The organism is Pelagihabitans pacificus (assembly GCF_009371985.2).
Classification (GTDB): domain Bacteria; phylum Bacteroidota; class Bacteroidia; order Flavobacteriales; family Flavobacteriaceae; genus Pelagihabitans; species Pelagihabitans pacificus.
In genome coordinates, this window is record NZ_VIKU02000002.1 from 15,856 (window position 1) to 39,279 (window position 23,424).

21 protein-coding genes and 1 tRNA gene are annotated in these 23,424 nt (G+C 40.3%); 14 read left to right on the forward strand and 8 right to left on the reverse strand.

Features of this window, described 5'->3' with window-relative positions; genetic code table 11:
* Positions 1 to 5: 5 nt before the first annotated feature.
* From FK220_RS07430 to FK220_RS07455, 6 genes are all read left to right on the forward strand, one after another.
* Positions 6 to 605: a DUF6434 domain-containing protein gene (locus FK220_RS07430; RefSeq protein WP_152573688.1), complete on the forward strand. Its 600-nt coding sequence runs from the start codon at positions 6 to 8 to the stop codon at positions 603 to 605.
* A gap of 31 nt (positions 606 to 636) precedes the next feature.
* A complete protein-coding gene (locus FK220_RS07435) occupies positions 637 to 1,506 on the forward strand; it encodes a DUF5694 domain-containing protein (RefSeq protein WP_166204826.1) in 870 nt (289 codons plus the stop codon).
* Between the two features lie 2 nt (positions 1,507 to 1,508).
* A complete protein-coding gene (locus tag FK220_RS07440; RefSeq protein WP_152573690.1) occupies positions 1,509 to 3,002 on the forward strand; it encodes a serine hydrolase domain-containing protein in 1,494 nt (497 codons plus the stop codon).
* A complete protein-coding gene (locus FK220_RS07445) occupies positions 3,003 to 4,727 on the forward strand; it encodes a serine hydrolase domain-containing protein (protein WP_152573691.1) in 1,725 nt (574 codons plus the stop codon).
* A gap of 458 nt (positions 4,728 to 5,185) precedes the next feature.
* The gene (locus FK220_RS07450) at positions 5,186 to 5,572 is read left to right on the forward strand and encodes a hypothetical protein (protein ID WP_152573692.1); all 387 of its coding nucleotides are present in this window, start codon (positions 5,186 to 5,188) and stop codon (positions 5,570 to 5,572) included.
* Positions 5,569 to 6,957 (forward strand): DUF4209 domain-containing protein, encoded by a 1,389-nt coding sequence (locus FK220_RS07455; protein WP_152573693.1) that lies wholly within the window; start codon positions 5,569 to 5,571, stop codon positions 6,955 to 6,957. The genes FK220_RS07450 and FK220_RS07455 overlap by 4 nt, the downstream gene beginning before the upstream one ends.
* Before the next feature lie 950 nt (positions 6,958 to 7,907).
* On the opposite strand, the gene FK220_RS07460 is transcribed toward FK220_RS07455, so the two are convergent.
* The 3 genes from FK220_RS07460 to FK220_RS07470 all read right to left on the reverse strand — a co-directional run bounded on the left by FK220_RS07460 (position 7,908) and on the right by FK220_RS07470 (position 11,115).
* Positions 7,908 to 9,314 (reverse strand): BspA family leucine-rich repeat surface protein, encoded by a 1,407-nt coding sequence (locus FK220_RS07460; protein ID WP_152573694.1) that lies wholly within the window; start codon positions 9,312 to 9,314, stop codon positions 7,908 to 7,910.
* A 228-nt stretch (positions 9,315 to 9,542) separates the two neighbouring features.
* On the reverse strand, positions 9,543 to 10,778 hold the full coding sequence (locus FK220_RS07465; RefSeq protein WP_152573695.1) for a site-specific integrase: 1,236 nt from the start codon (positions 10,776 to 10,778) through the stop codon (positions 9,543 to 9,545).
* 252 nt (positions 10,779 to 11,030) lie between these two features.
* Positions 11,031 to 11,115, reverse strand: a tRNA-Ser gene (locus tag FK220_RS07470).
* Positions 11,116 to 11,293: 178 nt separating this feature from the next.
* Between FK220_RS07470 and FK220_RS07475 the strand changes: the two genes are divergently transcribed.
* The 6 genes from FK220_RS07475 (at position 11,294) to FK220_RS07500 (ending at position 17,109) form a co-directional block, all read left to right on the forward strand.
* The gene (locus tag FK220_RS07475; protein WP_152573696.1) at positions 11,294 to 12,301 is read left to right on the forward strand and encodes a glycosyltransferase; all 1,008 of its coding nucleotides are present in this window, start codon (positions 11,294 to 11,296) and stop codon (positions 12,299 to 12,301) included.
* 117 nt (positions 12,302 to 12,418) lie between these two features.
* Positions 12,419 to 14,341, forward strand: coding sequence for a BatA domain-containing protein (locus FK220_RS07480; protein ID WP_152573697.1), 1,923 nt, complete (start codon positions 12,419 to 12,421; stop codon positions 14,339 to 14,341).
* Between the two features lie 85 nt (positions 14,342 to 14,426).
* Entirely contained in the window at positions 14,427 to 15,680 is a 1,254-nt protein-coding gene (locus FK220_RS07485; protein ID WP_152573698.1) for a dihydroorotase, read from the forward strand.
* Between the two features lie 44 nt (positions 15,681 to 15,724).
* A complete protein-coding gene (locus tag FK220_RS07490; protein ID WP_152573699.1) occupies positions 15,725 to 16,039 on the forward strand; it encodes a DUF4870 domain-containing protein in 315 nt (104 codons plus the stop codon).
* An 85-nt stretch (positions 16,040 to 16,124) separates the two neighbouring features.
* Positions 16,125 to 16,448: a hypothetical protein gene (locus FK220_RS07495; protein WP_152573700.1), complete on the forward strand. Its 324-nt coding sequence runs from the start codon at positions 16,125 to 16,127 to the stop codon at positions 16,446 to 16,448.
* A gap of 1 nt (position 16,449) precedes the next feature.
* Positions 16,450 to 17,109 carry an alpha/beta hydrolase gene (locus FK220_RS07500; protein WP_152573701.1) on the forward strand — a complete coding sequence of 220 codons (660 nt, stop codon included), beginning with the start codon at positions 16,450 to 16,452 and terminating at the stop codon, positions 17,107 to 17,109.
* On the opposite strand, the gene FK220_RS07505 is transcribed toward FK220_RS07500, so the two are convergent.
* Positions 17,106 to 17,600 (reverse strand): hydrolase, encoded by a 495-nt coding sequence (locus tag FK220_RS07505; protein WP_152573702.1) that lies wholly within the window; start codon positions 17,598 to 17,600, stop codon positions 17,106 to 17,108. The two genes, FK220_RS07500 and FK220_RS07505, sit on opposite strands and share 4 nt — an antisense overlap.
* Positions 17,601 to 17,709: 109 nt before the next feature.
* The gene (locus tag FK220_RS07510) at positions 17,710 to 18,486 is read right to left on the reverse strand and encodes an MBL fold metallo-hydrolase (protein ID WP_394352419.1); all 777 of its coding nucleotides are present in this window, start codon (positions 18,484 to 18,486) and stop codon (positions 17,710 to 17,712) included.
* 147 nt (positions 18,487 to 18,633) lie between these two features.
* Here FK220_RS07510 and FK220_RS07515 point away from each other — a divergent pair, with 147 nt between their 5' ends.
* A complete protein-coding gene (locus tag FK220_RS07515; protein ID WP_152573703.1) occupies positions 18,634 to 20,100 on the forward strand; it encodes a nucleotidyl transferase family protein in 1,467 nt (488 codons plus the stop codon).
* Between the two features lie 57 nt (positions 20,101 to 20,157).
* Here FK220_RS07515 and bcp read toward each other — a convergent pair whose 3' ends face one another.
* On the reverse strand, positions 20,158 to 20,610 hold the full coding sequence (gene bcp, locus FK220_RS07520; RefSeq protein WP_152573704.1) for a thioredoxin-dependent thiol peroxidase: 453 nt from the start codon (positions 20,608 to 20,610) through the stop codon (positions 20,158 to 20,160).
* Positions 20,611 to 20,667: 57 nt separating this feature from the next.
* Here bcp and FK220_RS07525 point away from each other — a divergent pair, with 57 nt between their 5' ends.
* Positions 20,668 to 21,333 carry an endonuclease III domain-containing protein gene (locus FK220_RS07525; protein WP_152573705.1) on the forward strand — a complete coding sequence of 222 codons (666 nt, stop codon included), beginning with the start codon at positions 20,668 to 20,670 and terminating at the stop codon, positions 21,331 to 21,333.
* Positions 21,334 to 21,578: 245 nt separating this feature from the next.
* On the opposite strand, the gene FK220_RS07530 is transcribed toward FK220_RS07525, so the two are convergent.
* Together FK220_RS07530 and FK220_RS07535 are read right to left on the reverse strand one after the other, a co-directional pair.
* Positions 21,579 to 22,160, reverse strand: coding sequence for an RNA polymerase sigma factor (locus FK220_RS07530; RefSeq protein ID WP_152573706.1), 582 nt, complete (start codon positions 22,158 to 22,160; stop codon positions 21,579 to 21,581).
* Positions 22,161 to 22,740: 580 nt separating this feature from the next.
* Positions 22,741 to 23,322, reverse strand: coding sequence for a sigma-70 family RNA polymerase sigma factor (locus FK220_RS07535; RefSeq protein ID WP_152573707.1), 582 nt, complete (start codon positions 23,320 to 23,322; stop codon positions 22,741 to 22,743).
* Between the last annotated feature and the right edge of the window lie 102 nt (positions 23,323 to 23,424).

The following is a 23,424-nucleotide window of genomic DNA, read 5'->3' on the forward strand; positions in this document are numbered from 1 at the left end:
GTTAAATGAAAAATGACCAACGACCTTTATTTGAGGATATAAAATCGGGAACCGAGTTCAAACGATGGTATTGGTTGAAAGAAGAGTTGGTAGACATTTGTAAACATTCCAACCTTCCATATTCAGGAGGCAAGTTTGAGCTGCAAGATAGAATTGCCTACGCTCTTGACAATAATGGTGAATTGCTTCAAAAAACCACGTTAAAAAAGGACTCAAAGTTTGATTGGGCGAAGGCAAACCTAACTCTAGAGACCATCATAACAGATAATGTCACCTTTGGCCCCAACTTCAGACGGTTTATGAAAGATCATATTGGCAGGAGGTTTTCCTGCCACAGTGATTTTATGGATTGGGTAAAGTCTAATTCGGGAAAAACCTTAAAGGATGCTATAGAGCAATGGAAAGTACTTGAGGACCGAAAAAAAAACCCAAATTTTAAGCGTGAAATCGCCGACCATAATATGTACAACCAATATACCCGGGATTTTTTGAAGGATAACCCTGGGACGACGATAAGGGATGCCAAAAAATATTGGCTGTTAAAACGACAGCTTCCCACAGATACTGGATTTATACGCTATGAGCCGAGTGACCTTAAACTATAAACATTGATAATCATTAACAGACTGAACCAATATGACTAAACTAACCCAACAGATGCTTTTTTTAGTAGGAGTTTTGCTGGCTCAAACTGCTTTTGCCCAAGATGATGAAAAGATTGAAATCTCCATACTAGGAACCTTTCATTTCGACCAATTTCATGATGGTGAAAGTGAAACTAACAACTTTTTTGGCGTCAAAAGACAACGAGAAATAGATACGGTGCTTGAGAAATTGAAAGCCTTCAACCCGAACCAAATCTATATTGAACGCGAACCGCGATACCAACCCCAAATAGACAGCCTTTATGGGCTTTACAAAACTGACAAACTCAAATTAAATGAACTTAAAAATGGTGCAGGCGAGGTGTATCAATTGGCGTTTCGACTGGCAAAAATGCTCGATTTGGAGGCCCCAAAATGTGTGAATCATTACGAAAGCACCTCGCAAAGCCTGATAAGTTCAGGCAGCAATATTGAAAAGTATCAAAGTGCATTAATCGAGTTTCAGAACCTGGGCAGAAGTGTTGTGGGCAATTTTCTAAAGGGTGAAGCCGCATTATCGGAAACCCTTTTAAAGATGAACCTGCCTGAGAATATTGCGCTATCCCATCAATTATTGTTCAACATCCCAGCTTATGTACAAGAGGGTGAATTCGCTTCATATGATACAATTGACGAAGAAACTATCGACAAAAGATATATTGGCGCTGAGTTCATATCCCTTTTTTATGAGCGTAACCTAAAAATATATTCCAATATCCTTAACACTCCACTTCAGCGTAACGGCCAACGTATTTTGTTTATCACCGGGCAAGTGCACGTAGGTGTGCTTCAAGAATTATTGGGGAAGAACGATCACTTTGCGGTTATTGAATCTGCTGACCTATTAAAAGACCACCCATAAAAATGAAGAAAATTAGCGTTTGCCTATCGATAGTAGCACTGCTTTTGATTTCCTGTTCGGAAACCAAAAAAGAAACCAATCAGGATAATGGACTGTCCACCTTCAAGAAAGAAATGACCGATTTGAAGGCCTATTTCCAAATACCTGGAATGGCCGTTATCGTAAAGAAAGATGATGAAATTATTTACGAAGACTACTTAGGCTACAGTGACATTGAGGCCCAAATAAAAGTAGATAGCACAACGCTGTTTCCAATTGCATCCCTGACCAAAGTGTTTTCTGGGATTACAATGATGTCATTGGTTGAAGAAGGAAAGCTTTCATTGAACTCGCCGGCCAACGAGTTCTTTGAAAACGACCCTTTTGAAAAGACCATTCAGGTAAAACATATCCTTTCGCACACTTCACAGGGAATACCACCTGGTGAGAACTTTTATTACAGCAGTCGGTTTGGAGCTTTGACCAATATCATTGAGAAGGCATTGGGCGATACATTTGAAGCCGGAATGCAAAGAAAGGTTCTCAGTCCCTTAAAACTTCAGCATACATTTTTTCTAAAGGATTCTAATTCTTTGAATACTAGAAAAGCGCCATTTGCCAAGCCTTATATTCTTGATGACGGTATTCAAGAGGGTTTTGTCGATTTTGGCTTTTCCACTGCTGCAGGTCTGGTTTCCACGGCCCGTGATTTAACGAAAGTGGACAATGCTCTGGATAATAATAGGTTGATTCCCGAATCATCCAAAATCCAAATGTTCTCAGCTTTTAAAAATGGATTGCCTTACGGCTATGGTATTTTTACCGAAAGCTTTGAAGGGAAAAAAATAGTTTGGGCGTATGGGCAATATGATTGTTATTCCAGCCTTTGGTTGAAAGTACCGTCTGAAGATATCACCTTAATAGTAATGGCAAACAACAATTTGATGAGCGACCCTGCTCGCTTGATTTATGGGAATGGGACTTCCTCCCTGTTCGTACTCAGTTTACTGAAAAATTTAGTCTTTGAACAGGAAGAAATGCCACTCTTTGAAGAAAGTAATAGTGGAATTACCCTTAAGTCTGCATTATATCGTGAAAAATTAAAAGCACAGGCATTGGCCGCTTCTTTTATGGCGCGGTACGATGTCAATGAATTTAAGGTGAGTAAAAAGTTATTGAATCACCTCTTCACAAAATATCCGGACTATCTAAAGTATGCAGACCTGGCATTACTACACAATCTGTCCTTTTTAAAAGAGGTGGCTTTTCACAGAGGCTTGGGCGAGTTCAATGACTTCGACACACAGTTGGTTGCGATAGGTGAAAAACTCTTGCAGCAAGATGCAAATAATCCTTATGCTAATTATTATCTGGGCAGCTTTTATGATAAAGCCGGTGAGCCAGAAAAAGCCACGATCTATTTTCAACGCATCGTAGGTGCCAAGAACTTTTCAGAAAACTGGTACACTGTTGAAGCGCAACAAGGGTTGAACAATCAATCTAAAAATCAGGACTAAATGAAACGTGTTTTAAATATTCTCGGTATTCTCATTCTAGCGTTACCTGCTTTTGGTCAGTATTCTATCTCAAAAGAGAAGCGGAAAAAGATTGATTCATTACTAAGGCAATATGATGGTAATCGACCAGGCTATGCCCTGGGGATTGTTCAAAATGGAGCATTGGTGCATTCCAAAGGGTATGGAAAAGCCAATCTCGATTATAACATACCAATAACCGATAGTACTGCTTTCTATATCGGTAGTATGGCCAAGCAGTTTACGGCAGCTGCATTGCTCATTTTAGAATCGGAAGGTAAGCTAGATTTCAAAAAATCGATTAAAGAGTACCTACCCGACTTCACAACATATAATTACGAAGTCACCATCGAACATCTTATCCACCACACAAGCGGAGTGCGGGAAACCAACTCTTTGCAGCTTTTTCAAGGTATTGACGGGAATTTTGAAGAAGTTTTTTCAACGGATGATTTATACGGACTCATTAAAGCGCAAAAGGAGCTCAACTTCAAACCAGGCTCAGAACACCGATACAGTAGCGGGGGTTATGCTGTTCTGGCCAAAATCATTGAAAAAATCAGCGGCCAATCCTTGCGTGCATTTTTGGAAGAACGCGTCTTTGAACCCCTAGGAATGAAGGATACTTTCGTCTGTGATAACCATAATGAGGTCGTACCGAACCGTGCGGTAAGTTACTGGCCTGTTGACAATGGCAGATTCGAACGACGAGTGCAAGTATTCGATGCTTATGGGGATGGCGGCATCATCACAACCGTTGAGGATTTGTTAAAATGGGACGAAGCATTCTATAAAGATGTATTGGGGGTAAAAAACTTTGCTGCAAAAATGTACCAAAAAGGAATACTGAACAACGGTAGTGAAATCGATTATGCGCGTGCGCTCAATGTCTGGGAACACAAGGGGCAAAAGGTGGTACAGCACAATGGGGGTATGCTGGGTTTTCGGGTGGATATGGTACGTTTTCCCAAACAGGGGACCACCATAATCCTTTTGGGAAATTCCGCCTTTCTCAATCCTACGGGGGATGCCCTTAAAATTGCCGAGATAATCCTTGAAGGTGTTTTTGAAAATGAAACCTTGGATGACAATGTTGTTCAAGAAAACACACAAAATATCAATATACCGGAATCCATTTCCAAAGAACGGGCAGGCTATTATTGGACCGACCAAATGAACTATTACCGAAGGATTTCCTTTCAAAACGACAGCCTTTTTTTGGATAGTGGAAACTATGCGCAAAAACAATACTTGCGACCTATTTCGCAAAATGAATACCTATTGCATTGTTCCCATGGACAAACGCGACTACTATTCGGAACAAATGATGACCAAGCACCCTTGGCCATCTATTTTGGGAGCACACGGCGGACCTTTAGAAAATTTGATGCCGCAGCTCCTAAAAACATACAGGAATTAGCCAAATATGTAGGTGTCTATAAAAGTGAGGAATTACAGACCACCTATACTTTTTTTAAACAGCAAAACAAATTATTCCTAGGAGTCAACAATAAACGGCCGATGCAGGTGTACCCTGCCGAACCCAATAGCACAGTGGTCTGGAACGGCAATGAAATGCTTTGGATTGGGTTTGGTGAAATCAAATTTGACATTGATGAGCGAAGAATCGTAAAAGGATTTGCTATTGGAGACCAACGCGTAAGTGGCGTGTCTTTTGAAAGAGAAAAAAACAATCAGTTAAATTAATAACATTTCCCTATTTCAAGTTGCACTAAAATTGCGCTGTATTGAGGAGAAAAAGGGTTTACCTTGCATTCGCCGGTACATCCCGATAGGGAATCCCAAGGAAGCATTCAAATCTTCACCGCGCGAAAAAGAGTGGCCGACTTTTTGTTATACTTGCGACCGTTCAACCATTTGGTTGAAGGCTCCAAGAAAAACAAAAACCCACAACCGATGTTGCGGGTTTCCATTTGCGGAGGAAGAGGGACAAGAACCAAAGATTTAAATAATTGAATATCAGTTATATAAATTCTACTATTTTAAAGACACTCACCGATTTACTCACCTATATTTAACCACTATTCTAATTAGGAGATATTCAAAATTTTCTTAAGGACTTTTGGCACATTCGATTTGGTCTTTTACCAAAGTTGTAATTTTATGTCAAATTGAAATCAGAACTAGAAATACGTGCCCTGTAAATGGACGAATCCACATTACTTCTGGAGTTTTATGAATCACTTGAAGGCATAGAATCTTTAAATATTTGGAATATTCAAAATGGTTTAAAAACTGTAGATAAATTTAGAGAATCAAATTGTCTATATCAGATTATTTCAGAGAGAAAAGCGTTAAGTTTTAATATTAATATGGGCATATTGGAAAGTAATGCCCAATTTGTTGACAAAAAAGGGAAGATTCAAAAAACAAGACTTACTGAGGATGATATTGATTACTTCAAAGGTCGACTCAGCGAAACTTCAAATGTAATATTGAAGTCAAGATATGCACATCTTATTTGGCAAGAATGCCACCATAAAAAATACTCCAAAATTGCAATAGAAAATACATCCAATCAATCAATTTGATAAAGGCAAAAGAAATTAGGGAATTGTCTATCATTCTTTCTGAAATTGCATACTTGTCTCATAAAACAAAAGAACTTCAGAATGAAGCAAGGGAGATTATTTTAGAACTGGCAAATGAACTTCCTATATGGGTCAAATTAAATATTCTGAGTTTAATTCTTGAGAGTAAATTGTTTCGAAAATCAGAGTTAAAAAAGGTAGCCAGAAGTATACCTGGCTGGCTTGAGGAAAAAAATCCGACATCATATTTTGCGAACAAGAATATTTTAGAATTGAGCCTAAAGCTCTATGAAAAAGTCAATATTTCAACCGAAAGCATCTACGAAAAGCTCGCAATTAACGAAGACATTATTTTACAAGAACATCCAAAAGATGAAGATTTTATAAAATTTACAACGATTGGTAATAAAGCCAGATTTTATAAAAAACCTGGCAAAATTAAAGAATCAAATAAATTATTTAAAAAGTATAATCGTCTAAAGCAAAAAGTTAAACTTAGGCACATTCAATATACACTGGATGAAGAGCATACGGAAATGTTCAATAAATTCCTCAAATGGAAATCTAAAATTATTCTAGATTGGCCTACTGAATCCATTCTTGCCTATTTTTCGGTTGATGAGGACTTACTCATTGACCCTGAAAAAAATGAAAAGATTGCCAGAGAGAGAATGAAAGACTCCATTCACAGTTTGTTTAAAACCAGTGTATTTGATATTAATAGTAATTACAGAGAACTAACTGATGATGAGAAAATCGATAAAGAAATAGTTCAATCTTATACTATATCACTTGGCATTGGTGTTGAAAGTCTATTTAAAAAAGTATTCACAGAGGGTATTATTTCAGGTAAATTAAACTACTACAAGATTTACCAATATTTAGAAAAACATACATGGTTTAATTTGAAGTTTAAGCGCAGTATGGGACTTCGAGACTCTGATGAGGATACCTCATGGCTGACACTATTGGCGCCCGGAATTCAGAATTTATTCTCACAGTATGAGCATTATATTTTAATGAACACAAATAGGGTCAACAATCTAATATTAGCACTAGATTCTTTAACCCTGAAATTTGAAGGATTGCTACGAGATTTCATAAGACTATGTGGAGGCCATACAACTACTGAGAAAAGAGGGGTGTTGAGAGAACAATTGCTGGAGGAACTGTTGGAGAACGATATTGTGAGAAAACATTTTTCAATTAAAGACATTACTCTGTTTAAACACTGTTTTACAAAAAAAGGTAAGGATATTAGAAATAATGTAGCTCATTCGTTTATGGAGTTCTCAGATTATACCTTACAAGCAACATTGCTCGTCTTTTTCTGTATATTGAGAATAAGCAAGTATACTTTTGAGGAGAAAGCCCATAGTAAATAGTCCTTCTGGAGATTTATTAGTAACGGTGCTCATAAAAGGCGTTAGTAATGAAATAGTAAATTATAATGCGCCTTCCCCCAAATCTAACCATAACTTACCCTGCGCCGGATCCTATTTCGATTTTATAGCGTCCAGATAGGTAAGCGTGAATTAAAATCGAAATAGGGCGCAAGTGCTAAGATTCTTTTTTTAATCCAGGAAACAACACACCTCTTATATAGTTTTTTGAATTCTCGGGATTACCTTTTTACCTGAGAATCTTCTAAAACAACCTTCTTTTCAACGTTAAAATTTTCTCATTTTTCTTAGTAGAGGATAGTAGCTACTAATTTAAAATTCATGAGTAAGTCAAGATGTGTCTTTTTGTTGCCACAAAGACATCTGGCTTTTCTCCCTATAGGCGCAAAAAAAATGCCCTTTTTGGTCAAAACTAGCATTCATTGATTTGCAAAAGCGAGCGAAACGAAGTTTCGTGCTGCAAGTCCCAATCCCGATAGCTATCGGGAACCAAACTAATCTGCTGGCGAGGCCAATTAATATTTTTCCGTGATTTTTTCATAAAAAATTTCCCATAAATAGGGGCTTCCCAGCGTTTTTTCGTAAAAAATCACGGAAAAGCAATTTTGCCCAGCAATGTATTTAATTGATAATCAATTGTATATGAATTATAACACCGCTTTAGCGTGTTATCCTCTTGCTATACAAAATTGGTCTACTTCGTATCCCTAATTTCGAATACCGGTAAACCGGCTTTCAAATACAAAAGTAGGATGCGCCCTATCCTGTTTTTGTCAACCCTGCCTTGGGCGAGGCAGGCGCTTATCTATCGGAACTCTACAAAAACAGGACAGGATCCGCGCGCAGAAGTTAGGGGTATGATTTGGGGGTAGATCATAATTTCAATGTTATCCAAATTGCAGAAATGGAAATACCAGGAATAACGGTAACTACTAATCACAATTTAAACCACCATCGGATATTGTCCAACCGTAGTTAGTCATAATGTTTTGTCTTGCGGATTCCGAGCTGCAATATTGACTGTTACCCCCATCAAAGGACACATTAACTTGTAAACTAGTCAGACTATTCCAACCTTCCAATAAAGCATCATAATTTAAAGTCGACAATTGCGTACCATCAAAAATATTGGTCATATCCTTAACTTCAGAAACATTCCAAGAACCTAAATCTTGGTCAAAAGATGTAGCAAAAAGGAACATATAGCTCATATCGATTACATTGGACACGTCCCATGCACCAATATTTTGGTTAAATATTGTGTTGGATGCAAACATCCACTGCATAGTGGTCACTTGCCCAGTAGTCCAATTCCCAATATCCTGATTGAATGCCGAGGTCTCACTGAACATACTGCCCATATCTTTCACTGAGCTAACATCCCATCCTCCAATATTCTGATTGAAAATGTCGCAGCCTAAAAACATACCTGACATATCTTCTACCTTGCCCACATCCCATGAGCTAATATCCATATTAAAAGCGTCACATTGAGCAAATAGAGCTCCCATATCTGTAATTGTAGATACATCCCAAGAATTTATACTGAGGTTACCTTCCAGTTTACGACATAAAGAAAACATCTCATTCATACTTGATACCATACTAAGGTTCGGTAGATCTGTAGCGAGGACATCCAGATTATCACAACCAGCAAACGCTAGCTCCATAGATGTCCATTCACCAGAACCCCATTGATCTACGGATATTAAATTCTTACGTACACCCGTCGATGTAAATTGATAGTTAAAATAGATTCTTGGAAATTGACCTGTTATTTTTACCTGATAGGTTCCTTGTTCTTGATATACATGAGTGGCGTCACCGGTCAAATTACTCTCTGTTTCTCCATCTCCCCAATCTATACTATAATCATAAATCTCACCTGAAAAGGTAGGAATTACAACTGTAGGTTCAGATGGAGTTCCCAGTTCTGTGTTCCATGTAGTTATAAATGCGCTAGCAGATGGCTCCTCCAATACTTCCACGGTCACCTGAGCCTTTATTTGCGCATTTTCATTGGATGTCACAGATATTATAGATGTACCGGGGCCAATAGCAGTTACTTTACCTGAATTGTCCACACTGGCAATAGCTTGCTCACTACTTTCCCAATCTATGGACTTGTTGGTTGCATTTGCAGGCTGCAAAGCAGCCGATAATTGCTGGAATTCACCCACGTGAAGGGTAAAATCAGATTGAACAATATCTATTCCGGTAACGGCAACGGTAGGATCTTCTTTGGGAATCGGGGTATTGGTAGGGCTATCCTTGCTACAGGCACTATTCAATAGGAGTATCAGAAATAATAGGAAAGGGACAACAATTTTATTATTCATAATTCGCGAATTATGAGCTGGACTTAGAAACTGTTTCGATTTTAGTTTATACAATTGGCCAGCTTCAAATGGTAAATGTTCTACAAGAACGATAAAAAAACATAAAAATTCTTTGTTCTAGCCCTATTTTTTATTGAGATAATAGAAGATTGGATAAATGAGATAAAATTAACTAAAGAAATGTGAATCAAATATGATAGGTAATAAATTAATAGATTACACTACTTTTTATTTTGTGCTCTGAAGCACATCCTTGGTTTTCAATTTATCTCTGAGCATCTGCATATCCTGGCTCACCCTTTTATTCAAAATCTTGGCATAGTGCTGAGTAGTTCTGAGATTTTTATGCCCCAACATTTTGCTTACCGATTCGATTGAAACTCCATTTGAGAGCGTTACCGTTGTGGCGAATGTATGTCTGGCTAAGTGCGTAGTAAGATTCTTTTTAATACCACTGATATGGGCAATTTCCTTTAAGTAAGCATTCATTTTTTGATTCGTTAGTACTGGAAGTACTCTATCATTTTTTAAATCTGGACTATATGCATGTTTGTTTAGGATTGCCTGGGCTGTTGGAAGAATAGGGATGTTTGCCTTTGATTTAGTTTTGGTCCGCGAGGTATTAATCCATAATTCGCCATCAATTCCCTTATTGATATCCTCTTTTGATAATTTCTTGACATCGGCATAGGCCAAACCCGTGAAGCAGCAGAAAACGAAGATATCTCGTACCTGTTCCAGCCGGAGGGTATGGAAATTCGTTTCTAGGAGATGGTCAATTTCTTCTCGGGAAAGATATTCCCGTTCCACATTTTTTAAGCGCACCTTCCATCGGACAAAGGGGTCTTTGGTAATCCAATCATTGGCATAAGCAATGCGAATGATCTTCTTGAAGTTGACCACATATTTGATTGCTGTGTTATGACTACACTTTCTGACAGCCTTTAAATAATATTCAAATCCTGTGATAAACTTGTGATTGACATCCTGGATTGGAATGTCATCCTTTTTATAATCGTGCTTAATATACTCTGCCAGATGTTTCTTTGCCGTTCGGTAACGCTCTGCAGTACCAGCTGCAAAATCCTGCCCTACGAGTTGCTCTACTTGGTTGTTGTGTTCCTGAAAAACCTCCAACAACATTTTTTCCGGCTTCTTTTTCCCTAAATAGGTGTCCTTAAGCATTACGGCCGTTACATGCCTGTCTTCATCAATGAGCTTGTCATAGAGTTTTAAGATCCTCATTCGGATGTTGCTCATATGCGAATTTACTTCCCTAAGTTCGGGAGTATTACCTCTCATCTTCTCTTTGGAGGTGTCCCATTTGGCTATATCTACCTTCCTTCGTATGCTCAGTTCGGTACGCCTTCCATCCACCGTAATCCTCATATACAACGGGGCTTGGCCGCGTTTATTGGCATCATTTCGCTTCGGATAAAAAAGGATGGAAAAGGAGTCATTCATAGGTGAGTGGTTTTTATTCACCTAAAAGGTACAAAAAAAGGCTTTAAAATGACTAATTCTTTAACATTTTAAGTATCAGAATATCAGTGATTTAACCCTCTAATCGGTGAGTACTTTTTAACAATGGAACTACTCACCGAATCACTCACCTATTTGTTGCAATTAAATGATATTATTTGAAATCAATAAAAATGAAAAACCCTGTAAATCATCGATTTACAGGGTTTATGGTAGTCTTTGATTGCTACCCAGCGGAGGAAGAGGGATTCGAACCCCCGGAGGTGTGACCCTCAACAGTTTTCAAGACTGCCGCATTCGACCACTCTGCCATTCCTCCAAAAAAACTACCACTAAAATCGAGGGACTTGCCCGTCCGAGCTTCAGCGTTGGAGCGGCAAATATAGAAAGGATTTTCTTTTCGTTAAAGTGTTTCGTCAGAATTATTCCATAACAAAAAGTTTCAATTATGAGCTACATTCTTCCGGCGACTTTCAAGCTTTTCATAACTTGACACCATGAAAAAGCCTTTGGTCAGTATCTTGATTCCTTTCAAAAACACGGAAACCTACCTTCCGGAATGCCTTCAGTCGATACTGGACCAAACCTATGACCACTGGGAAGTATGGGCGGTCAACGACCATTCTACGGACGGTAGTCTCAAAATACTAAAAGCATTTTCCCAAAAGGATGACCGGATTCACCTGCTACTCAATGAAGGCAATGGCATTATTGAGGCCTTACGTACCGCATATAATAAAAGTCAGGGCACGTTGGTGACAAGAATGGATTCCGATGATATTATGACGTCGAACAAGCTACTGGTGATGGTAGCGGCATTATTGGAATACGGACCGGGCCATCTTGCGGTCGGACAAGTGAAATATTTCTCCCATCGGGGTATCAGTAATGGGTACGAACGTTATGAGACTTGGTTAAACGGACTCATAGAACGAGGGATTAATTACAGTGAAATCTATAAAGAGTGCGTTATCCCCTCCCCTTGCTGGATGGTGTATCACGAGGATTTAGATGACTCTGGAGCCTTCGAATCCGACCGATATCCCGAAGACTATGATTTGACCTTTCGCTTTTATGAAAAAGGATTGAAATGTATCCCCTGCAACCAATTACTACATTATTGGAGGGATTACGATACCCGCACCTCCCGTACAAGTGAGCATTATGCCCAAAACTATTTTTTGGATATCAAACTGCACTATTTCCTCAAGCTGGAACATGACCGACTACGTCCGTTGACCGTGTGGGGCGCGGGAAACAAAGGAAAAGAAATCGCTAAAGGACTTCTGGAACGTGGGGTCGATTTTTATTGGCTCTGTGACAACCCCAATAAAATCGGTAAGGAGATATACGGTAAAAAAATGCTGCACTTCGAATATCTGAAGAAGCTGAAATCACCCCAAAGCATTATCACTGTTGCCAACGAGGAAGCACAGTGCATGATTCGGGCTTATTTTTCCGATTTGGGTCAAGAACCGATGAAGGATTATTTCTTTTTTTGCTAACGGCCTGGGCAGTGGGAAAGAACCAACCTTTAAGTTTTCCTAAATATCAAAACTTTTGGCCCTGAACCTTGAACTTTAACCCTTGAATTCCCTACATTTGCGCAATCAACATAGGAAATGCAGTTTAAATATCCGGAACTCCTTTGGGCCTTACTTCTACTCCTGATTCCTATTTTTATTCATCTTTTTCAACTTCGAAAATTTCAGAAAACACCCTTTACCAACGTCAAGTTCCTCAAAAAGGTAGTTGCCGAATCGCGCCGTAGCAATACCTTGAAAAAATGGTTGTTGTTATTGACACGACTGTTGTTGCTTACCGGTCTCGTACTAGCCTTTGCACAACCTTTTTTTGCGGAAAAGTCGGCTTTAAGGGAAAAAGAAATTATTGTCTACCTAGATGATTCGTTTAGTATGCAGGCCAAAAAAGAAGGCACCCCCTTGCTAGATGATGCCATACAAACCTTGATTCGATCGGTTCCCAAAGACCAACGCTTTACCCTTTTCACCAACGAACAGGTTTTTAGGGATGTAACCATTGAGGGTATACAAAATCAGCTCTTAGCAGTATCCTACAGCTCAAAACAACTAAATCTGGAAGAGATTTTTCTAAAGGGAAGTACCTTTTTCAGCCAAGATGCGGCCACCGAAAAGAACTTGATCGTGCTTTCCGATTTCCAGACTAGGATAGCTTCTTCAAAGACCGATTCCCTCATCGGAACCATCACCCATTTGGTCAAAATGACACCCGATAAAAGGGATAATGTTTCATTGGATTCGGCGTTTATCGCAACCACTACTGCAGGAAACAAAGAACTCACGGCACTTCTTTCTGCGAACGGGGCCATTGAAAGCACGCCTGTTTCCCTATTTAATAACGACACCTTAATCGCTAAGACTTCCGCTGGCTTCAACGATGAAGGAAAGGCAACCGTCAATTTTACGCTTCCCGAAAATGAACGTGTAAACGGAAAGCTTACCATCTCTGACAACGGTCTGAGCTATGACAACCAATTGTATTTTAATCTCGACAGAAAAGAAAAAATTAATGCGCTTTCAATAGGTAGTGCAGACGCTACTTACCTCAGGCGGATTTTTACCGATGATGAATTCCAATTCGATAATTTCCCCCTATCAAACTTGAATTACAGCGATTTAGCGCTTCAAAACCTGATTGTTCTGAACGAATTGGAACGGATTCCAACCTCCTTGATTACCAATTTAAAGTCGTTTACCGAAAGCGGAGGGCACTTGGTCGTGATTCCTGCGGATAATTGCGACCTACCTACCTACAACGCCTTGCTTTCAGGCTACTTTTCGACTAATTTGGTCCAAAAGATAAGTGCCGAACAAGACATTACCAACATCAGTTTCTCGCACCCCTTATACCGAGACGTGTTCGAAAAACAAGTGTCGAACTTTCAATACCCAAAAGTATCCCAATATTACGGTATTCGGACCAATGCTCCCAAACTACTCGCTTTTCAAGATAAAAGCCCATTCTTGGTGGGGAATGATGGCGTATACATTTTCACCGGGTCTATTGCCCCGAAGAACTCAAATTTCATCAACTCCCCTTTGATTGTTCCGACCTTTTACAATATGGGAATCAATAGCCTTAAACTACCTGTAATCTATAGTGTGCTGGGCGAACAAGTCAATCTGGATATAAGCACTGTACTAGCGAAAGATCATATTCTTAAAGTGACTAAAGAGGGCTATGAATTTATACCCCGGCAACAGTCGATGCCCAACAAGGTTACCCTCACTTTTGACGGCAGTCTTAACGAAGATGGTATTTACAATATCAAGGACGATGATCGTATCTTAAGAAATCTAAGTTTCAACCATCAAAGGAAGGAAAGCGTATTGACCTATTTGGCTACCGATCAATTGCAGGGAAGCTCAAATTCCCCATCGATAACTGCCCTTTTTGAAGAGATGGAAAAAGACAACCGTATCACCGAGCTTTGGAAATGGTTTGTTATTTTAGCGTTGTCAATGTTGTTTGTCGAAATCCTAATCCAAAAATTAATTCGATGAACGCCGACCAATTTCGGGAACCGGAAGGCAAAATCATCGAAGTACTATCAATGATTCTCAAGTACCATAGACTTATCCAGCCAATATGAACATACTTCTTAAATCGGCCAAAATCGTTGACTCCGACAACAAGGCGCTTCATCTAAAAAAAAGGGATATTCTTATCAAAAATGGCTTTATCGAAAGAATCGCCGCCAACATAGCACCGGAGGGTAAATCCAAGATTATCGATATAAAGAATCTACATGTATCAAAAGGGTGGTTCGATAGTAGTGTCAGTTTCGGGGAACCCGGCTACGAAGAACGGGAAACAATCGCCAACGGACTCTACACTGCAGCTAAAAGCGGATTCACCGATATTGTACTAAACCCAAATAGCTCCCCCGTTCCCGATAGCAGCTCCGATATCGTTTTTTTAAAAAATGCAGCTAAGAAGCACCTCACCGGACTGTACCCCTTGGGTACTTTGACCAGTCTGGCAGGGGGCGAGCATCTTGCGGAGCTCTACGATATGAAAAATGCAGGGGCCGTTGGTTTTTACGATTATAAAAGTCCCATCGCCAACTCAAACCTTTTGAAAATCGCCTTACAGTACAGTCAAAATTTCAGGGGATTGATTTATTCGTTTCCGTTGGATAGCAAAATAGCGGGCAAAGGCGTCGTGAATGAAGGCCATACCTCGACGAAGTTAGGCCTTAAGGGAATTCCCGCCCTATCCGAAGAACTACAGATTGCCAGGGATCTTTCCATCTTGGAATACGCGGGAGGCTCCTTACATATCCCGACTATATCCACGATCGGTTCGGTAAAACTGATAGCGCAGGCTAAAAAAAAGGGAATGGATGTGACGTGTAGCGTCGCCATACACAACCTTTGGTTTACAGATGAGGTTTTGGAGGAATTTGACGCCAACTTCAAGGTAATGCCGCCATTGCGCACCAAAAGTGACAACAGGGCCTTGATAAAGGGGTTAAAAGACGGAACTATCGATTTTGTAACCACTGATCATACTCCTGTAGACATCGAGGAAAAACGGGTCGAGTTTGATAATGCATCGTATGGGACCGTGGGGCTTGAGAGTGCGTTTGGCATATTGAACAAGCTATTCGATATGGAGACGACCATCGCTTTGCTTACAAGGGGAAGGAAGCGTTTCAAGGTGCCTTCGCCACTCCTTGGTCAAGGAGCATTGGCCAATTTGACCTTGTTCGAACCAGATACGGAAAAAATGTTTCAGCCAACCGATTTACTCAGCACTTCAAAAAACTGTGTGTTTGTTGGAAGCAAGGTTAAAGGCGTTGTTTATGGAAGTATCAAGGGAGAAAAAGTAATAATCTGACTATTTTTATGTTTTAACTGGAAATCAAACTTAAATTTAACATTATGGATCAACAAACAAAAGAAGCAGGTAAGACAATGGCCATTATTGCGTACATCACTTGGATTGGCCTGTTAATCGCTTTTATCATGAATAACGATAAAAAGAACGAATTTGCCGCTTTTCATATCGGACAGTCCGTACGAGTGGCCATACTTGGTTTCGCTAATGTAATACTAGGCCAGTTTCTTCCATCCGGATTGGGAATCATTTCTACGGTCATCTCCTTGGGCGTTCTCGTACTATGGATTTTAGGCCTGGTCAACGCTATTAATTTAAAGGAAGAGCCACTACCTATTATCGGAACTATAGGGGCGTAATTCCAATAATTGGATATTATTTGAAAAGAGGTTCAACGGGCCTCTTTTTTTTGTCAAGTATGCCTGGTTGGCCTAACTTTGAAGTATGAATGCTAAAGTAGAAGGAAAAACCACCGCCATCGTTGCCTATTTGACCATTGTTGGTGCATTGATCGCCATGAGCATGAATTCGGAACCTAGACATGCCTTTGCACGTTTCCACACCCGTCAGGCATTCGGACTTCACCTCTTTTTTCTAGGCTTTGCCATCTTTTTAAGTCAGTGGTTCAATGTGTATGCTTGGTACGGACTGTATATCTGCTACATTGTGCTATGGGGCTATGGCTTTATCGGGGCCATCTCCGAAAAAACGAACTCGGTCCCTGTACTCGGTCCTTATTTTCAAAAATGGTTTACCTTTATCCCGTAGCATGACCACCGCACCCCTTTCGCTCGAACATCTGATAAAACCCTCGACCCTGGAACAGGGGAAACCACCGGTTATCTTTCTTTTCCACGGATACGGCAGCAATGAGGAAGACCTCTTTTCGTTTGCCCCGGAACTACCGCCTGAGTATGCCGTCATTTCAGTTCGCGCCCCCTACCCACTCGAACCTTTTGGATATGCCTGGTATGCTATCCATTTCGATGCACCACAGGGTAAATGGAGCGATGATGAACAGGCCAAGGATTCACGAGAAAAAATAGTGACTTTCATAGAGGAAGCCTGTAGCACCTATCAGTTGGATTCAGATGCGATTACTTTGCTAGGTTTCAGCCAAGGAACAATTTTGAGTTATGCGGTTGCCTTATCCTATCCCGATAAAATCAAAAACGTTATTGGTTTGAGTGGTTATGTCAACCAACGTATACTGGTCGATGACTATCGGGAAAAAGACCATTCGAATTTGAATATTTATGCCTCGCACGGGCAAGTAGACCAAGTAATCCCCCCTGCTTGGGCACAACAAATACCCGAATTTCTAGACCGGCTTGGTGTCTCACATGTATACGAAGAGTTTCCCGTAGGCCATGGTGTATCACCGCAGAACTTTTATGCCTTTAAAAGCTGGTTGGAACGCAACACTTAATTGCTCCTGGTGTATAAGAGATGGTCTATCAAGGTGAAGTCGACCCCCAAATCGTCGTTCAGCTCATACTTTATCAAGAGCTCGCCCCAGTACTTCCCATCCGAAAAATCGGTAATGATCCATTTGTGATTGAGAAGTTTGATTTTATTGATTTTGAAGTCGCTCTCCATTCCTTCATAAGGAATTAGGGGGTTGTCGCCCTTTCGCTCGTTCGTTTCCAGCAGTTTGTCCGCGATATAACGGGAAGGATCCTCCAAGTTTAGATGGTCATAATAGGCAAGGGCATCATCGTTGTTCTGCAACGAAAAATATTGCATATCGAGCACTTGTAGTTGCGCTTTCTGGACCGAATCCTTGAGCTCGACTATATCTGTTTCCAATTTCTCGATAGTAGCATCCTTGGCTTCTGCCATCTTACCGCTACTCACAAAGAGGTACAGGCCGATCAAAGCGGCAAAAATAAATAAGTAAAGGAATATTTTATTTTTCAAAACGCGTGTTTTTTGTGAATCAAACGAATTGAAAGCTACTGTGGAGTTCATGACCCCAACCTGTTTTCAACGCTATTTACATTCGATTTTTTGTTGGACTTTTCCGTCGCTATAATTCTACTACCAAATTATCATAGGCCAAATGTACGCCTTTCGGTAATTTTTTTTCCACCTCGTCATGAAATCCGAGTAAATGGCTTATGTGAGTAAAATAGGCTATTTCTGGCCGCACTTTTTCAACGAAGGCCAAGGCTTCTTCCAAATTAAAATGCGAGTGGTGCGGTTCTTCCCTAAGTGCATTGATTACTAGAATTTTCGATTCCATAATCTTTTCCAGCTCTTTCTCCTCTATGGTCTTCACATCGGTAAGATAGGTAAAACCGCCGATGCGAAAACCGAATACCTGAAGACGGTTATGGTAGGCCTCGACAGGTATTGCTACGGTGTCACCAATCTTAAAAGGCGTATCTTTTTCAATGGTATTAATCGCTACGGCCGGTGCCCCTGGATACCGATTCTCATCTGCAAAAATGTAATCGAACCGTTTTTTCAAAGCGGCCACCACCCGTTCATGGGCATAAATCGGAATGTCGCCCTGGCGAAAGAAAAATGGGCGTATGTCATCGATTCCCGCCGTATGGTCGGCATGTTCGTGCGTGAAAAGAATGCCGTCTAACCGAGACACTTTATGGGTCAGCATTTGTTGTCTAAAATCGGGGCCGCAGTCGATCACATAGTTGTAGTTTTCCCAGGAAACCATGACCGATACCCGAAGCCTCTTGTCCTTGGGGTTTTTACTTAGACATACTGGGTGGGTACTACCGATAACAGGCACCCCCTGCGAGGTGCCGGTGCCTAAAAAAGTGATTTTCAAACCAGACTTCATCCAACGTCAAATTTATAACATAATTAGTTAAAAGATGCCTCGAACTTCTTAACTTTGTTGCCATAATACGAATGGAACAGTACCCGGAAAACGAATCGGAACGTACGATGTCCTATCTAGATTGGTACGAATAGCAAAATCCACAAAATGGCTTCAGTTCTAAAAAGGGACACCTCTTTTGAAAATATTCCCTCGATTAAGGCAAAAACACTTCGCATTAACCTAAATCCCGATATTTATGGAACTTTTGCCGAGATTGGAGCCGGGCAAGAGACAGCACGACACTTCTTTCGGTCTGGAGGAGCTTCCGGAACCATTGCCAAGGCAATGAGTGCCTACGACAAGGACTTTAGCGATGCCATTTACGGATCGGAAGCGGATGGGAGGTATGTTACCCAAGCGAGGTTAAAGCGAATGCTGGCCTATGAAATGGAATTAATGGAAGAACGTATCTCTAGGGAGAGACATCCCGAAAGACTCTTTTTCTCCTATGCCAACACCGTGGCAACCATCGACTTCTCCAAACGCTACAAGGGCCACGGATGGGTGGGTATTCGTTTTCAGTTAGACCCTGCCCAAAAAGAGTTCGATGAGATCATTCTGCACATCCGTTTCAAGCAAAACGAAGCCCGACTTCAGCAGGAAACCCTGGGAACGGTCGGGGTAAACCTTATTTACGGCGCCTTCTACAAATACGACAAGCCGCGAAAACTGTTGAGATATTTGTACGATCACATCGACAAGGATACCATCGAAATCGATATGATAAACTTTTCCGGACCAAATTTCAAGGATGTCGACAATCGATTGATGAGTCTTCAGCTCATACGAAACAACATGACCGATGCGGTAATGTTTGGCCCCGATGGTAATAATCTATTGCCAGCAGCCGAACTCTACAAAAAAAACATATTGGCTTTAAGGGGTAGTTTTAGGCCAGTGACCAAAGTGAATACCGATATGTTTCACAAGTCCTATGAAATTTTCATACGAGATCCATCGGTAGATCAGGAAAAAACAATTATCATTTTTGAAATCACGCTTAGCAATCTAAAGGCATCAGGGGAAATCGATGAGCAAGATTTTTTGGACCGGGCCGAACTATTATGCTCGTTGGGACAGACAGTGATGATTTCGAAATTTCAGGAATATTACAAGCTGGTCGAATATTTCAATAACTATACCAAGGCCAAGATCGGGTTGACCATGGGCGTAAACAATCTGGTCGATATTTTTGATGAAAAATACTACCGTCATCTTAGCGGTGGCATTTTGGAAGCCTTTGGAAAACTATTTTTCAAGGACCTACAGGTATACCTCTACCCCATGAAGAATACGGAAACCGGGCAAATTATGACCAGTAACAATGTGAAGGTACACCCGAGAATGAAGGAGCTCTACAAGTTCTTTAAGTACAATGGGAAAGTGATGGACATTATCGATTATGACCCCGAGATCATGCACATTTTTTCGCGTGATGTACTTAAGAAACTCATGAATGGTGAAGACGGTTGGGAAGAAATGTTGCCCGAAGGAATTGCCGAGATGATCAAAGAAAAAAAGTTGTTTACCAGAAAACAACTTCCGGAGAAGGTGGAAGAAGTAAAAAAATAAAGGGTCTGCCTATTTATTATCATAAGCAAGACCCCATTTGACAAGAAATAAAAGCTCTTAATCAAGCAGTTGTGCTGCGTGGTCTTTGGTCTTTACCTTCTCGATAACCTTGGAAACCGTTCCCGTTTCATCGATAACGAAAGTCATTCTATGAATGCCATCGTACTCCCTACCCATAAACTTTTTGGGACCCCATACGCCAAAAGTATTGATTACGGTGTGATCCTCATCTGCCAATAGAGGGAACTGAAAGTCGTATTTCTTTTTAAAGTTCGATTGTTTTTTCTGGGAATCGGCACTCACCCCCAATAAATGGTAGCCTTGGGCCTGAAGTTCGGCATAATTATCCCTCAAATTACAAGCCTCTGCGGTACAACCCGGGGTGTTAGCGGCCGGATAAAAGAAAACGATGACCTTTTTTCCTTTGTAATCCGATAGATTAATGGTATTTCCATCTTGATCTTTAGCCGAAAAATCCGGAACTTTGTCCCCTACTTTTAAAGTATTCATGGTGCAGTCTTATTAAATGTGTTATGTTTATTATTTTAAATACAAAGTTAAACAAAAATGACCAAAGCAGAAAAGGTTCAATTCGCTATACAAACACTTCAGGAGTTATATCCCGTAATACCCGTTCCCCTGGAACACAAAGATCCGTATACCCTATTGGTAGCCGTACTTATGTCGGCCCAAAGCACCGATATTCGGGTAAATCAAATAACGCCTCTCCTATTCGCCAGGGCCGATAATCCCTATGATATGGTGACGCTATCGGTTGAAGAAATTCGAGAAATCATCAAACCAGTAGGACTTTCGCCCATGAAATCCAAAGGCATACATGGACTATCAAGAATACTAATAGAGAAGTATGACGGTCAGGTACCCAAAGACATTGCCCTTTTGGAGGAACTGCCGGGCGTAGGTCATAAAACTGCCAGTGTGGTGGTTTCCCAAGCATTTGGTATTCCAGCATTCCCGGTTGATACGCACATACATCGCCTACTGTACCGCTGGGGATTTTCTAGTGGAAAAAATGTGATACAGACTGAAAAGGATGCGAAAAGACTGTTCCCAAAAGAGTTATGGAACGACCTTCACCTCCAAATCATTTGGTACGGCCGTGAATACAGTCCGGCACGCGGTTGGGACCTGAACAAGGATATTATTACCCGGACTATCGGAAGAAAAGAGGTGTTGAATACATACTACAAAACAAAAAAGGCCCGTAAATAACGGGCCAATTTTGCTTGTTGGAATGTTTTTAATTCAAGTTGTTCTCGAAACTTAGACTGCCGTATTCAACAATGTGAAGTGATTTGGAAAAATCCAATAAAAACCTCACCGTTTCAGGTCGAGCCTTTGTTAGTTCACAGTCATTTTGATGTTTAGCGTAGATTTTTTCCATATTGATGATCGTATAGTTATACTTAAATAACGCCACCAATATATAATTATTGTTCTACCCTGAACAAGTTCTCTTAGCTGGTCAGAACAATGTTGTGTTTGTCGATTATTTTTCGCAGGTTGATCAATGCATAACGCATGCGCCCCAATGCCGTATTTATGCTTACTCCGGTGTTCTCGGAAATCTCCTTAAAACTCATATCCTTGTAAATGCGCATTAGCAAAACCTCTTTTTGATCATCTGGAAGTTCCTCGATGAGTAATCTTAAGTCAGTATCGATTTGGTCTTTGATCAATTGTTTTTCGGCATTTAGCTTATCATCACCGATAACCGAAAAGATGTTGAAATCTTCGTTGCCTTCGAACATCGGCATACGTTTATTTCTTCTGAAGTGGTCGATGATCAAATTGTGTGCAATACGCATCACCCATGGCAGAAACTTTCCCTCTTCACTGTAGGTACCTTTTTTCAAGGTCTTTATCACCTTTATAAAGGTGTCTTGAAAAATATCTTCGGTCACATCCCTATCCAACACTTTGGAATAGATAAAACTGGAGATTCGTTGGTTGTGTCTGTTGATCAATATTTCCAACGCTTTCTCGTCTCCACTTATAAAATTATTCACTAATACTGAGTCTTCAACTTGAAATTCCATACAAACAAGGTTTTGGTTAAGTTAGGGGCCTTCTCGACTGGGAAAGCTTTTGATAGTTTTTAGTTTTTCATGTTAAAACATGCCTTTGTGAAAGACTGTTTCGATTTTTAATTATGACCTAAAACTAGACAATACCCCATCTTTGGGAAAAACAATGTTGTAAAACCACTTGTTTTTGATGTGAAATCGCACTTTCTCTAATCCCAATACAATTTATCCAACTATTGGGCGTTCCGCTCGAAAGCAAAATCATCGATAAACGGTCTAGTCTTATCACTGGGGAACCCCTTTTCTTTTCAAAAAGGTCATAAAAAAAACCCCGACCAAATGTCAGGGTTCATTACAAAAGTGGGCCAATAATTTAATTCTTATGACTTTCGAACACTATTCCTTTTACTTTCGAGATGTGAAGCGATCTGGAATACTCCAATAAAAAATGTATCGTATCCGGTTTCGCTTTCACGAGCCTACATATTGTTTTATCATTCGCGTAAATGTCTTCCATAATATCTTAGCATTGTTTCTGATAAGGATAACGGTACTAAGATACTTATAGTGGTCCTGTTCGACCTTTTGCAAATTAATTCGTTAAAACAATGTTGTTCTTATCTATGATTTTCCTGAGATTGATCAATGCATAGCGCATTCGCCCCAGGGCAGTATTGATACTAACCCCAGTTATCTCGGAGATTTCCTTAAAACTCATATCCTTATAGATACGCATGAGCAATACTTGCTTCTGATCTTCGGGCAGTTCCTCGATCAGTAGATTCAAATCACAATCGATTTGATCTTTTATAAGCTGTTTTTCGATATTGAGGCGGTCATCGCTTACGAACGAAAATATGTTAAAGCTATCACTTCCCTCGAACATGGGCATCCTACTGGTCTTTCTAAAGTGATCAATAATGAGGTTATGCGCTATACGCATCACCCATGGCAAAAACTTGCCCTCTTCGCTGTAGGTACCCCTTTTGAGGGTTCGGATTACCTTTATAAAGGTGTCCTGAAAAATGTCTTCGGTGATATCGCGGTCGTTGACTTTGGAATATATAAAACCGCTGATGCGTTGGTTGTGTCTGTTGATGAGTGTTTCGAGCGCCTTTTCGTCTCCGTTGATGTATCTTTTGATCAGTAGGGAATCGTCGATAAGTACTTCCATAACAATTACTTTTTTGGTTACAACTACAGACCTTTCTGGGGAAAAAAGTCTTTAAGGTTATTCCTTGAATTCTAAAAAAGTAATTGTTGATCTATAGGCTTT